General features: G+C 69.2%; 9 protein-coding genes. 3 read left to right on the top strand and 6 right to left on the bottom strand.

Going from position 1 to position 13,407, the window contains the following annotated elements; translation table 11 throughout:
* Window positions 1-3 precede the first annotated feature (3 nt).
* From PWS46_RS21740 to PWS46_RS21730, 3 genes are all read right to left on the bottom strand, one after another.
* The gene (locus PWS46_RS21740; protein WP_434623430.1) at window positions 4-3,480 is read right to left on the bottom strand and encodes an indolepyruvate ferredoxin oxidoreductase family protein; all 3,477 of its coding nucleotides are present in this window, start codon (window positions 3,478-3,480) and stop codon (window positions 4-6) included.
* Window positions 3,481-3,653: 173 nt separating this feature from the next.
* Window positions 3,654-5,291, bottom strand: a complete 1,638-nt coding sequence (locus PWS46_RS21735; protein ID WP_434623429.1) for a GMC family oxidoreductase — start codon at window positions 5,289-5,291, stop codon at window positions 3,654-3,656.
* Window positions 5,292-5,330: 39 nt separating this feature from the next.
* A complete protein-coding gene (locus PWS46_RS21730) occupies window positions 5,331-6,266 on the bottom strand; it encodes a LysR family transcriptional regulator (protein ID WP_434623428.1) in 936 nt (311 codons plus the stop codon).
* A 139-nt stretch (window positions 6,267-6,405) separates the two neighbouring features.
* On the opposite strand from PWS46_RS21730, the gene PWS46_RS21725 reads away from it, so the two are divergent.
* Together PWS46_RS21725 and PWS46_RS21720 are read left to right on the top strand one after the other, a co-directional pair.
* Entirely contained in the window at window positions 6,406-7,050 is a 645-nt protein-coding gene (locus PWS46_RS21725) for a DsbA family protein (protein WP_434623427.1), read from the top strand.
* 26 nt (window positions 7,051-7,076) lie between these two features.
* Window positions 7,077-7,988, top strand: a complete 912-nt coding sequence (locus tag PWS46_RS21720) for an MBL fold metallo-hydrolase (RefSeq protein ID WP_434623426.1) — start codon at window positions 7,077-7,079, stop codon at window positions 7,986-7,988.
* Window positions 7,989-8,016: 28 nt separating this feature from the next.
* Here PWS46_RS21720 and PWS46_RS21715 read toward each other — a convergent pair whose 3' ends face one another.
* On the bottom strand, window positions 8,017-8,898 hold the full coding sequence (locus PWS46_RS21715; RefSeq protein ID WP_434623425.1) for a DMT family transporter: 882 nt from the start codon (window positions 8,896-8,898) through the stop codon (window positions 8,017-8,019).
* Between the two features lie 25 nt (window positions 8,899-8,923).
* Complete coding sequence (locus PWS46_RS21710; RefSeq protein ID WP_434623424.1) at window positions 8,924-11,440, bottom strand: cation:proton antiporter; 2,517 nt, start codon at window positions 11,438-11,440, stop codon at window positions 8,924-8,926.
* 255 nt (window positions 11,441-11,695) lie between these two features.
* Between PWS46_RS21710 and PWS46_RS21705 the strand changes: the two genes are divergently transcribed.
* Window positions 11,696-12,304, top strand: a complete 609-nt coding sequence (locus tag PWS46_RS21705; RefSeq protein ID WP_434623423.1) for an OmpA family protein — start codon at window positions 11,696-11,698, stop codon at window positions 12,302-12,304.
* A 12-nt stretch (window positions 12,305-12,316) separates the two neighbouring features.
* Here the strand turns inward: PWS46_RS21705 and PWS46_RS21700 are convergent, their stop codons facing one another.
* Window positions 12,317-13,231, bottom strand: coding sequence for a LysR family transcriptional regulator (locus PWS46_RS21700; protein WP_434623422.1), 915 nt, complete (start codon window positions 13,229-13,231; stop codon window positions 12,317-12,319).
* Between the last annotated feature and the right edge of the window lie 176 nt (window positions 13,232-13,407).

The raw sequence follows: 13,407 nt of genomic DNA, 5'->3' as shown, positions 1-13,407 counted from the left end.
GCGTCACGCAGCTTGCGCCGGCCGCTCGCGCAGCCGCTGCTCCAGCGCCCGCCAGCGCGGCTCGACTGCCTCCAGCGCCCGATGCTTGACCGGACCGAAGCCGCGGATCTCCTGCGGCAGTGCCGCCAGTTCTATCGCGGTGGCGAGACGGTCGGCCGACAGCCGCTCGGCGATCTCCGCCACCGTGGCCTCGTAGCGGGCGATCAGGGCGCGTTCCATCTTCCGCTCTGCCGTGTAGCCGAACGGGTCGAGCGCCGTGCCGCGCAGCCTCTTCATCGCCGCCAAACCGCGGAACACCGGCAGGATCCAGGCGCCCAGCGCCATCTTGCGCGGCTCGCCATAGCCGTTGGTGTCGCGCGACAGCAGGGGCGGGGCGAGGTGGAAGACCGGCTTCCAGTCGCCCTCGAACCGCTCATCCAGGCTTTTGCGGAAGGCCGGGTCGCTGTGCAGGCGGGCCACCTCATACTCGTCCTTGTAGGCCATCAGCTTGAACGCGCTGCGCGCCACCGCCTCCGCCAGCGCGGTCGAACCGGGGGCGACGCGGGCTTCCGCCTGTCGCGCCCGCTCCACCAGCGCGCGGTAGCGGTCGGCATAGGCGCGGTCCTGATAGTCGGCCAGGAAGGCGGCCCGGCGCTCGACGATGGTGGCGAGGTCAGTCGAGGGGGCTTCCTCCTCCGCGCCCAGGGTCGCCAGCAGGTCCGGCCGATGCGCGGCGAGGCGGCCGAAGGCGAAGGCGCGCAGGTTGGCGGGGACGCCGGTGCCGTTCAGCTCGATGGCGCGGGTCAGCGCCTCCAGCCCGACCGGCAGCAGCCCCTTCTGGAAGGCGACGCCCATCAGGAAGACGTTGGCGAGGATGCTGTCGCCGAACAAAGCGGTGACCACCCGGTTGGCGTCCACCACCTCCACCCGGTCGGGTCCGGCGGCGCGGCGGAGGCTCCGCAGCAGCCCGCCGGCGTCGGGCAGCTTGCTGCCGTCGCGGGTGAAGGCGCCGGTCGGGGCGACATGGGCGTTCGCCACCACTCGCGTCCGGCCCAGCCGCACCGTCTTCAGCGCGTCGGGAGAGGCGGCGACCACCGTGTCGCAAGCCAGCACCAGCTGCGCCTGCTTCGGGTCGATCCGCGCCTGGTTCAGGCGCGCCGCGTCGCCGGCCACGCGGAGGTAGCTGTAGACCGCGCCGCCCTTCTGCGCGAAGCCCATGAAGTCGAGCACGGAGGACGCCTTGCCCTCCAGATGGGCGGCCATCGCCAGCACCGCGCCGACGGTGACGACGCCGGTGCCGCCGACACCGACAATCAGGATTTCGGCCGGATCATTTGTGGTGGAGTAATGCGGCAGCGGCAATGCCGCCAGATCGTCGGCGAAGCGGGCGGCGACCTTGTCGGGGTTCGGCTTGCGCAAGGACCCGCCCATCACCGAGACGAAGCTGGGGCAGAAGCCGTCGGCGCAGGAGTAATCCTTGTTGCAACTGGACTGGTCGATCTGCCGCTTCACGCCGAACTCGGTCTGCTTCGGCTGCACCGACAGACAGTTCGACTTCTTGCCGCAATCGCCGCAGCCTTCGCAGACCAGATCGTTGATGACCATCCGCCGCACCGGGTCGGCCAGGGTGCCGCGCTTGCGCCGGCGGCGCTTCTCGGCGGCGCAGGTCTGTTCATAGACGATGGCGGTCACACCGGGGATTTCGCGCATCTCGCGCTGGACGGCGTCCAACTCCTCGCGGTGATGCACGGTGGTGAAGGGGGCGAGACCGCTGCGGCTGTCGTATTTCTCCGGCGCGTCGCTGACCACGGCGATGCGGGTGATTCCCTCCGCCGCCAGCTGGCGGGTGATGGCGTCGACGGAGATCGGGCCGTCCACCGGCTGGCCGCCGGTCATGGCGACGGCGTCATTGAACAGGATCTTGTAGGTGATGTTGACCTTGGCGGCCACCGCCTGCCGGATCGCCAGCAGGCCGGAATGGAAATAGGTGCCCTCGCCCAGATTCTGGAAGATGTGCGGGCGCTTGCTGTAGCGCGACTGCCCGATCCAGCTGACGCCCTCGCCCCCCATCTGGCTGAGGCCGACCGTATCGCGGTCCATCCACGACGCCATGAAATGGCAGCCGATGCCGGCCATCGCCTTGCTGCCCTCCGGCACCTTGGTCGAGCTGTTGTGCGGGCAGCCGGAGCAGAAATAGGGCGTGCGCGGCAGGGCAGGGGCGGCGGGCGCCTCGCCCGGCAGCAGTTCCGCCAGACGATTGGTGAAGTCACGCTCAGGGAAGCGGTGGCGGATGCGTTCCACCAGCGCCTTGGCGACGATCCAGGGGCGAAGCTCGCCGGTGGCGGGCAGAAGCGGGGCACCGAACTCGTCGGTCTTGCCGACCACGGCGCGCGGGCGCTCGCCGGCCGGCAGGTGGAACAGCAGATCCTTCAGCTGGCCTTCGACGACCGGGGCCTTCTCCTCGACCACAAGAATCTCTTCGGCGCCACGCGCGGCGGAGAGGGCGAAGTCGGGTTCCAGCGGCCAGGACAGGCCGATCTTGTGGACCGACAGCCCGATTTCCGCCGCTTCCGCCGGGCCGATGCCCAGGACGCGCAGCGCCTCCATCAGGTCGAGATGCGCCTTGCCGGTGGTGACGATGCGCAGCCAGCCGCCACGGCCCAAGACAGTGCGGTCGATGCGGTTGACGCGGGCGAAGGCCTTCACCGCGGCGACCTTGGCGGCCAGCCGTTCCTCGATGGCGAGGCTGGGCAGGTCGGGCCAGCGGTAATGCAGCCCCCCCGGCGGCGGATCGAACTCCACCGGCAGGAAGCCGCGGTCGAGCGACGGCAGCCGCACGGTGGCGGAGCTTTCCACCGATTCCGAGATCGCCTTGAACCCGACCCAGGCGCCGGAAAAGCGCGACAGGGCATAGCCGTAGAGCCCGAAATCAAGGAATTCGCGTACGCCCGACGGGTTCAGCACCGGCATCGACCACGCGATCATCGCAAGGTCGCTCTGGTGCGGCATGCTGGAGGACACGCAGCCATGGTCGTCGCCGGCCACCGCCAGCACCCCGCCGCGCGGCGAACTGCCATAGGCGTTGGCATGTTTCAGCACGTCGCCGGAGCGGTCCACCCCCGGCCCCTTGCCGTACCACATGCCGAACACGCCGTCGACGGTGCCCTCGCCCGACGATTCGACCTGCTGGGTGCCCATGACGGCGGTGGCGCCCAGATCCTCGTTCACGCCGGGGACGAAGCTGATGGCGTGGGCGTCGAGATGCTTACGGGCCTGCCACAGCGCCTGATCCAGCCCGCCCAGCGGCGACCCGCGATAGCCGCTGACGAAGCCGGCGGTGTTCAGCCCGGCCCGCCGGTCGCTTTCGGCCTGGAGCAGCAGCAGCCGGACCAGCGCCTGGGTGCCGGACAGATAGACCTGGCCCTCCGCCCGGACATAACGGTCGTCCAGGCGATAGTTCTGGTCGATTGCCACCTGTTCCGCCCGCAGGCCTTTCGGCATGCCGTCCATCTCTCGTCCCCTCGGATTTCTATCGTTGGAGACAAGTCTGCGCCTTTCGCAGGCAAATGATTTTGCGGGTTGGTAGCGGATCGGGGGTGAACGGAAAATCCCATTGCGGAATGTTTGGCCGCCGAGCGAAAATTTTGCGCTGACGGCCGCGCTTTCCGACGGAGCTACCCTTTCAGGGCCGCACGGCGCTCGGCGCGCATCAGGGCGGCGCCGCGTTCGGCGATCATCACCGTCGGCGTGTTGGTGTTGCCGGAGGTCAGCGTCGGCATCACCGAGGCGTCGATCACCCGCAGGCCGCGCACGCCGCGCACCCGCATCTCCGCATCGGTGACGGCGGTGGCGTCGTCCTTGCCGCCCATCCGGCAGGTGCCGACGGGATGGAAGATGGTGGTGCCGATGTCGCCGGCGGCCTTGGCCAACTCCTCCTCGCTCTGGAAGCTGGGGCCGGGCTTGTATTCCTGCGGATGATAGGGGGCGAGCGCCGGCTGCGCCACGATGCGCCGGGTCAGCGCAAGCGCTTTCGCCGCCTTGGCCCGGTCGGCCGGATCGGACAGGTAGCAGGGGGCGATCGCCGGGTTCTCGCGGTGGTCGGCGCTGGTGATGCGGGTCCAGCCGCGCGATGCCGGGCGCAGGTCGCAGACGCTGGCGGTGAAGGCCGGGAAGGCGTGGAGCGGATCGCCGAACTTCTCCAGCGACAGCGGCTGGACGTGATATTCCAGGTCAGCGCTCTCGACATCGGGCGACGATTTGGCGAAGACGCCGAGCTGGCTGGGCGCCATGGTCAGCGGCCCCTTGCGGAACAGCGCGTATTCCAGCCCCATTATCGCCTTGCCGAACAGGCTTCCCGCCCGCTTGTTCAGCGTGACGATGCCGTCGACCTTGTAGATCATCCGCAGCTGCAGATGGTCCTGCAGGTTGGAGCCGACGTCCGGCGCGTCCAGCACCACGGGAATCCCGAGCTTTTTCAGATGCTCCGCCGGGCCGATGCCGGAGCGCTGGAGGATCGCCGGACTGCCGATGGCCCCGGCGGCCAGCACCGTCTCGATCCGGGAGGTCGCCCGCGCCGGCTCCCCCTTCACGGTGAAACGGATGCCGGTGACGCGGCCGTCGGCGATCTCCACCTTGTCGATGGCCGCCTCAATGGCGAGCTTCAGGTTGGGGCGGTCGAGGGCGGGACGCAGGAAGGCCTTGGCCGCGCTCCAGCGGATGCCGCCCTTCTGGTTCACCTCGAAACTGCCGACGCCGAGATTGTCGCCGCGGTTGAAGTCGTCGTTGCGCGGGATGCCCGCCTGCTGTGCCGCCTCGGCAAAGCGGTCGAGCAGGTCCCAGCGCAGCCGCTGCCGCTCCACCCGCCATTCGCCGCCGGCGCCGTGCATCTCGTCGGCGCCGCGCCAGTAATCCTCGCTGCCCTTGAAGACCGGCAGCACCTCCTTCCAGCTCCAGCGCGAATCACCGGTGAGGACGGCCCATTCGTCGTAATCGCGCGCCTGCCCGCGCATGGCGATCATGCCGTTGATCGACGAACAGCCGCCCAGCACCTTGCCGCGGGCGTAATGGATGCTGCGTCCGTTCAGCCCCGGCTCCGCCTCCGTCTTGAAGCACCAGTCGGTGCGCGGATTGCCGATGCAGAACAGATAGCCGGCTGGGATGTGCAGCCAGACCCAGCTGTCCTTTCCGCCGGCCTCCAGCAGCAGGACCGAGACGTCCGGATCAGCCGACAGCCGATTTGCCAGCACGCAGCCGGCCGTGCCGCCGCCTGCGATGATGTAGTCGAAGCTGCCGAAGTCCAACACGTCCGCCATTGCGTCCCTCCCGTGGGGATTATTGATTTGTCGGACATATTAGATTGCTGAGCGGGCGAACGATCCAGCGAAATTTCGCCGCAGCTTCTCACGCTCGGTCAGGAGATCGACGAAGGCGCGGACCTTGGTCGGGCGGAAGCGGGCGGCGGGGAAAACGGCATGGATGCCGCCCGACGGCAGGCTCCACCCCGGCAGGACGGGGAGGAGGCGGCCCGATGCCAGATCCTCCGCCACGCAGTAATCTGGCAGGACGGACAGCCCCGCCCCCTCGCGCACCGCCTCCCGCACGGCGAAGGTGGCGTCGAGCGCGATGTCCGCCCGTGTCGTCACACTGCGAGGTTCGCCCGTCGCGGCGGTGAATTGCCAGGTCAGCGGGCTGCGCAGGGCGGTGTTGGCGACGAAGGGCAGGGCGGCGATGTCCTCCGGTCCGCTGCCTTCACCGATCCGGGCGGCCAGGGCCGGGGTGCCGACCAGAAGCTGCCGGAAACTGCCGAACTGGCGGGCCTGAAGGCTGGTGTCGGCCAGCCAGCCGACGCGGATGGCGAGATCGAAGGTGCCGCCGACGAGGTCGAGCGATTGGTCGGACAGGATCATGTCGGCCTTGCAGGCAGGGTGGGCGGCGGTGAAGGCGGCTATGGCGGGAACGATGACCGCCACCCCGTAATCGAAGGGTGCGGTCAGCCGCAGCAGGCCGGACGGTGCCGCCGCGCTCTCCGCCAGTTCGGCGAACGCGTCCTCCGCTTCCCGCAGAATCACGACGCAACGGCGGTGGAAGGCCATGCCGGCCTCTGTCGCCCGGACCTTACGGGTGGTGCGGACCAGCAGGCTGGCGCCGACCTCTTCCTCCAGCTTGGCGACCTGCTGACTGACCACCGCCTTGGTGATTCCCAGCCGCGCCGCCGCCGCGGTGAAGGAGCCGGTCTCCACCACCGCCGCAAAATAGGCGATGCGGTTCAGATGCCTTGGATCGTTCATGGCGGAGTGCTCATGGTGCGGGATGCCCGCCAATTGTTTGCTGATAGCATACGATATGTCGGTTTTATGCCGGCTACACAGCGCAATTGGCGCCGGTTAAGGTCGTCCCATCACGTCACCGCCCATCACGGATGCGATCATGAGCCGGACCAGGACCGTCACCTATCTGTTCGACCCGCTGTGCGGCTGGTGCTATGGCGCCTCGCCGGCGGTCGCGTCGCTGTCGGACGTCGAGGATCTCGTGCTGGAGATGGTGCCGACCGGCCTGTTTTCCGGGGCCGGCGCCCGGCCGCTGGACGAGGGCTTCGCCGGCTATGCCTGGGCGAGCGATCAGCGTATCCACGCCCTGACCGGACAAATCTTCAGCGAGCGCTATCGTACCAGCGTACTGGGCGACCGGCGGCAGCGGCTCGACAGCGGTCCCGCGACGCTGGCCCTGACGGCGGTGGCGCTGACCGCTCCCGACCGGGAATTTGCGGCGCTGGCCGCCATCCAGTCCGCACGCTATGCCGGCGGCCGCGACATCACGGCGGCGGCGGTGCTGGCCGACATTCTGGCCGGGCTGGGTCTCGACACGGCGGCGGCGCTGGTCGCGGAGGGGGCGGAGGAACTGACGGTCGCCGATGCCGCACGGGTCGAGCGCGGTAGGCAACTGATGGCCACCTACCGTGCCAACGGCGTGCCCACCCTGCTGTTCGACGACGGATCGCACCGGCGCAAGCTCGACTCTGAAATCCTCTTCTCCAAGCCCGGCAGGCTGGCCGCCATCCTGCGCGCCGGCTGACTGCGAACCCACAAAGGACAACGACGATGATGACGCGCAGGGACATCCTTGCCACCGCTTTGCACGCCTCGGCGCTGGCGGGAGCCACGACTCTTCTGGCCCCGGCCGGCGGGCTTGCCGCCACGGCGACGCCTCTGAACTGGCAGGCGTTTCCTGCCGGGGAAGCCGGCTTTTTCCGCAACCCGGTCCTGCTGTCCGGCGGCCGCGAGGCGATCCTGATCGACGGCGGCTTCACCCTGCCCGACGGCAAGGCGCTGGCCGAGGCGATCAAGGCAACCGGCAAGACGCTGACCACCATCTATGTCAGCCAGAGCGACCCGGACTATTATTTCGGCCTTGGTCCGGTGAAGGCGACCTTCCCCGACGCCCGCGTCATCGCCGCACCTGCCACCGTCGAGGCGATCAAGGGCAATGTCGAAAAGAAGCTGGCGGTCTGGGGACCGAAGCTGAAGGAGAATGGACCGCGGACCCTGGCCGACGTGGTGATGCCGCAATCCTTCGAAGGCGCCGCCCTGACGCTGGAGGGCCAGACCATCGAAATCGTCGATGCACAGGGGATGGCGAACCGCCGATACCTTTGGGTGCCGTCGCTGCGCGCCGTCTTCGGCGGGGTGCTGGTGTTCTCAGGCCTGCATGTCTGGACCGCCGACACCCCTACGGCGGAGGCGCGGGCTGCCTGGGTGAAGGCGCTGGATGCCATGGCCGCCCGCAATCCGGCGGTGGTGGTCGCCGGCCATGCCGCGCCGGATACCGCACCCGATGCGATCGCCATCGCCCACACCAAGGGCTATCTTCTGGCCTTCGAGGAGGAGCTTGCCAAAGCGAAGTCGAGCGCCGACCTGATCGCCGCCATGAAGCGGCGCTATCCGGACGCCGGGATGGGCATCGCGCTCGACATCGGTGCCAAGGTGGCGACCGGCGAGATGAAGTGGGGCTGATGCCCCACCGCCCTTCGCGCCGCTATCCTCACTTCCGATTGACCAGCGCCACGCCGCAGACCGCCACTGCCATGCCCATCAGCGCCACGATTCCCAGCTTCTCGCCGAACAGGAGCCAGGCGATCAGCGTGGTGACCGGCGGGGTCAGGTAGAACAGGCTGGCGACCTTGGCCGCCGCGCCGCGGCGGATCAGGGCGAACAGCAGGAAGATGGCGCCGACCGACAGCACGAAGCACAGCCAGACCAGGGCGAAGACGAACTCGCCCGTCCACTGCACCTGCATCGTCTCGGTCAGCGGGGCGGCGACTGCCAGGGCCAGCGCGGTGGCGCCGTACTGGATGGCGGTGCCGCTGCGCAGATCCATGCCGCCGCCATGGCGCTTCTGGTACAGCGTGCCCAGCGTGATGCCGACCAGCGCCACCAGGGCATAGGCGAATGGGACCAGATGCGCGGCGTCGATGGACAGCTTCTCCCGCACCACCAGCCCGACGCCGGCAAGACCCATCAGCAGCCCCACCCATTGCCGGCCGGTCACCCGCTCGCCCAGCAGCGGGCCGGACAATGCTGCGGTCAGCAGCGGCTGGATGCCGACCACCAGCGCGGTCACCCCCGCCGGCAGGCCCTGTGAGATGGCGATGAAGATGCCGCTGAGATAGACGCCGTGGACCAGCAGCCCCGCCAGTGCGATCCGCCCGGCGGTCGCCCAGTCCCTGGGCCAGGGCGCCCGGCTGACCAGCGCCACCAGCGCCAGCACCACGGCGACCAATCCCAGCCGGATCAACAGGAAAGTCAGCGGCTCCACATAGGGCAGGCCGTATTTCGCGCCGATGAAGCCGGTGCTCCACAGCAGAACGAAAAGGCCCGGCATCAGGCGCAGCCAGGGTTGGCCGCCCGTCGCGGTCCCGCTCATGTTTCTGGTTCCTTCCCCGGTCCGGTCAGCTCACTGCCGGAACGGCCGGCGCCGCCTGGGTCGGCTGGCGGCGCGCTTCGGCGACCGCCTGGATGTGGGACTGCAAATCCGCGTCCTTCTGCACCAGCCGGCGGAAATCCTTCTCATCCAACACCAGCAATTGGCAATAGCCTAGCGCCCGCACGTCTGCATTGCGCCGCTGGCGGGACAGCAGCGCCATCTCGCCGAAGAAGTCGCCGGTGCCCAGCTTGACCGGTTCCGCCAGCATCGGCACCAGCACCTCGACGGCGCCCGAGGCGATGAAGAACATGGCGTCGCCGCGGTCGCCCTTGCGCACGATGGTCTCGCCGGGCAGGGCCAATTGGGCGCGCAGCAGCGTGGCGATGGTCGCCACACGCTCCGACGGCAGGCCGGCGAACAGCGGCACCCGGCGCACCAGCTCCGCCACGTCGAAGCGGACATCCAGTTTCGGCAGCCGTTCCAGGACCCGGCGCCGCTGCTCCAGGTCGCGTTCCAGGTCGGTCAGCACCTCCTGGCTGATGATCGATTCGGCGTGCATGGCGCGGTATTCGGCATGCTCCAGCCGCAGGGCGGCGCGTCCGACGTACCGGCTCTGCAGCACCACCGCATAATCGGGATATTGCAGCTTCAGGGCCGACAGCGCCTGTTCGACGATGCCGAGCCGGCCGACCAGCATGCCCTCCAGCTCGAACGCCACCTCCTGGCCCAGCACGCGGGCCAGACGGTCGCGGGTGAAGGCCAGCAGTTCGCGCAGCACGGTGCGCACGGCCACCAGAACCTCGAACCGCATCGACAGGCGCCGGGCCAGCGGCCGGTGAATGCCGAAGCGCCGCTGCAGCCAGCTGGCCGTCCGCATCCAGGGGGAGAAGGCGATGAAGGGCTCCTCGAAGGCGCGGTAGCCGTTGCGGCCCTGGCTCTTCACCGCGTCGAGCAGCCGGCCGCTGCGTCCGGCCAGCATCTCCATCACCGCGCGCGACACCACCCCTTCGGCGAAGTGGGCGTAATAGAGCTCCTCCTCGCGGTTCACCAGGATGACGAGGCCGATGGTGACGCGGTCCTCCCCGGTCAACTGGGCCTCCTCCTGGCGCTCCTGGTCGATCTTTTTCCGCCGCTCCTCATAGCGGGCGACCATCACGTCCTTGACGACGCCGTCGACCTCGTAGGTCTCGGCCACGGCGGCGACGCGGTCGCGGATGCTGTCGGTGGACAGCGCCAGCGCGCGGTTCCGCATGGCGTGCTCCACCGGCGTCAGCTCGTCCAGCTTCAGCAGGCGGATCAGCCAGCGCAGGGTCGTGCCGTTGATGAACAGAGTGACGAAGACGAAGCCGGTGACCATCACCGCGATGAAGCTCTGCACCCGGTCGTGCACGCGGAAATTCTCGGTCACCGCCAGCGCCAGCGTCAGCGACACCGCACCGCGCAGGCCGCCCCACAGCATCACCGACTTGTAGGAATTGCTGACCTTCTGCGCCAGACCGGCCCAGGACAGGATCGGCAGCAGTCCGAACAGCACCACCGCGCGGGCGGCGAAGGCGGCCAGCACCACGACCAGCACCAGCCCGACCTCCGCCCAGCCGGCATCGGCCATCAGGCGCGGCACCAGGATGGCGGTCAGCAGGAAGATCATGGAGTTGGCCCAGAAGCCCAGCTGCTGCCAGACATGCTCCATGGCACCCCAGGTGGCGGGGGAGATGCGGGTGCGCCCGACCGAACCGATGACCAGCGCCGCGGCCACCACCGCCACCACGCCGGACGCGCCGACATAATGTTCGGCCAGCACATAGGACAGATAGGCCAGCGCCACCGTCAGCGTGATCTCCGCCATCGGCTGGTTGCGCATCGGCTCCACCAGCAGGCAGACGATGCGGCCGCAGATGTAACCGGTGACGACGCCGCCGGTGAAATCGCGCAGGAAGTCCAGCGCCGCCGCCCCCGCCCCGCCGGTGGCCTTGCGCGTCAGCATGTCCAGCAGCAGCGTGAACAGCGCGATGGCCGCGGCGTCGTTCAGCAGGCTTTCGCCCTCAACCAGCGTGGTCAGCCGGCGCGGCGCGCCCAGGTCGCGGAAGATGCCGATGACCGCCGCCGGATCGGTCGAGGCGACGATGGACCCCAGCAGCAGGCAGGCGACCAGCCCCAGCGAGGTGAACAGGCTGACCGCATAGCCGACGGCGAAGGTGCAGACGAACACCGCCACCACCGCCATCAGCAGGATCGGCCCCAGATCGTCGAACAGCCGGCGCACGTCGACCGCCAGCGCGGTTTCGAACAGCAGGATCGGCAGGAAGATGTGCAGCAGAATGTCGGACGAGACGTCCAGATCCGCCAGCGAGGCGAGGAAATCGTGGAACGGCCCCTTGCCCGGCATCCCGGCGAAGGTCTGGATCACTGCGCCCAGCGCCACGCCGACGCCGGCCAGCAGCACCGTGTAGGGCATTTGGAACCGGGCGGCCAGCGGCGGCAGGAAACTGACGAGGGCGAGAAGCCCGGCAACGCCCAGGACTTGAATGACGATGTCGTGCATGTTTCCACGGAACGGCTGCGGCGTGGGCTGCACGGTATCGCCGCACTGTGGCGGTAGCAAGACCGGGAACCGTCCGATCCTGCGGCAAAAATGGTCCGCAGCGATGTGCCCGCCGCCGCCCTGGGGCCGGGCTGAATCGAAGTGCCGGCCTGCAACCCCGCGGGCCGGCGCTGGCGGCGGAACACGCATTTGGCTAGGATGGCCGAAGCTTGGTCCTTATAGGAATGCGGGGGTGCGGGGATGGATGCGGTCGGGATGTTGCGGCCGGCGCTGGCCGGCCTGGGTCTGCTGCTGTCGGTGAGCGGTTCGGCGCTGGCCACCGACCCGGCTGCCACACCGACCACGTCGGAGGATTTCATCCGCGCGCTGAAGCCGGATCGGCCGCAGGGCGACGAGAAGCCGCGGACTCGCGGTCTGGCGCTGGGAACCGGCGACACCACCGCGGCACCGACTCCGGCGCCTGCCCCGGCACCGGCATCTGCACCGGGCTACGGCACCCCCGCCCCCCAGCCGAAGGCGGCGCCGCGCATCAGCTTCCAAGTGGAGTTCGCCTTCAATTCGGCGGAGCTGACGCCGAAGGCGACCGGCATCCTGAACGAGCTGGGCCGCGCCCTGACGTCGCCGGATCTTGCCGCCTACCGCTTCCAGTTGACCGGCCACACCGACGGCGTCGGCAACCCCGACTACAACCTCGCCCTGTCGAAGCGGCGCGCGGCCTCGGTTCGCGATTACCTGACCCGCAACTTCGGTGTGTCGTCGGGCCGGCTTGTCGCCATCGGCCGCGGTTCGCAGCAACTCCTGGACCCGGCGAACCCGGCCAGCGACGTCAACCGGCGGGTGGAGATCGTCAATCTCGGCTCCTAAACCGCCGGCTGCTCAGCGCCATCCGCCGTCCTGCGTCAGCCCGGCCAGAATCCCGCCGAGGATGCCGTGCGTCGCGCGGGCGGCGGCCGACATCGGCCGGCCGGCGGCATGCGCCAGCAGGATGGTCCGGTCGATCTGAGGATCGACGATCGGCAGGCCGGTCAGCCGCTCCGCCGCCGCGCCATGCCGCGCCACCCGATCCGACAGGACAGTATAGCCGCAGCCCTCCGCCACCAGCGCCTTGATCTGCTCCAGCGCGTCGATTTCCAGCGCGACGGTGACGCCGGCCCGCGCCAGCAGGGCGGCATGCTCCACCTCCTCGCGCACGCCGTGCGGCCGGCCGGGCAGGATCAGCGGCAGGGACAGCGCCTCGGCGAAGGGAATGGCGCTGCGGCCATGCAGCAGCGGGTCGTCCGCCGGCCCGACCAGATGCAGCCTTTCCCGCGCCACCAGTTCGGTTTCCAGCCCGCCCATCTCCTTGGTGCCGAACACCAGCGCCAAGTCGAGCTGCCCCGACAGCACCCATTCCAGCATGTGGCCGGACAGCCCCTCCACCACCCGCAGCCGGATTTGCGGATGGGTGCGGCGGACCGCCAGCGCCAGCGGCACGGTCAGCACCGGTCCCAGCGAGGTCGGGATGCCGACGGTCGCCGGCCCGGCCGGCACCGCTTCCACCGCGCGCACCTCGTCGCGCAGCCCGTCCATCTGGCCGATCAGCGCCGCCGCCCGCTGTGCCAGCCGTCGCCCGCTTTCCGTCGGCACCACCCCGCGCGCCGTGCGCAGGACCAGCTGACAGCCGAAATCCTCCTCCATCCGCTTCAGATGCAGGCTGAGCGCCGGCTGCGCCACCCGCAGGACGTCCGCCGCGCGGGAGATCGAGCCATGCTCGACGATGCCGAGGAAATAGCGAAGCTGCCGCACGTCCATCCCGCCTGAACCCTTGTTGCCCATATCATGATGCTATGAAGAGGGCTACAGGGATCGTGTGTCAATATGGCTTGCGCTGTCGCGGTGACTGGTTCGCCCCCCTCTTGATCGCCCCGATTCCGTTAACCATTTACCCATCAGGCACCGGGCGGTCGCGCATATTGCGGACCGCGGAG

Source organism: Azospirillum sp. B2RO_4, assembly GCF_051124815.1.
GTDB lineage: Bacteria > Pseudomonadota > Alphaproteobacteria > Azospirillales > Azospirillaceae > Azospirillum.
This window is presented reverse-complemented; position numbering and strand designations above follow the sequence as displayed.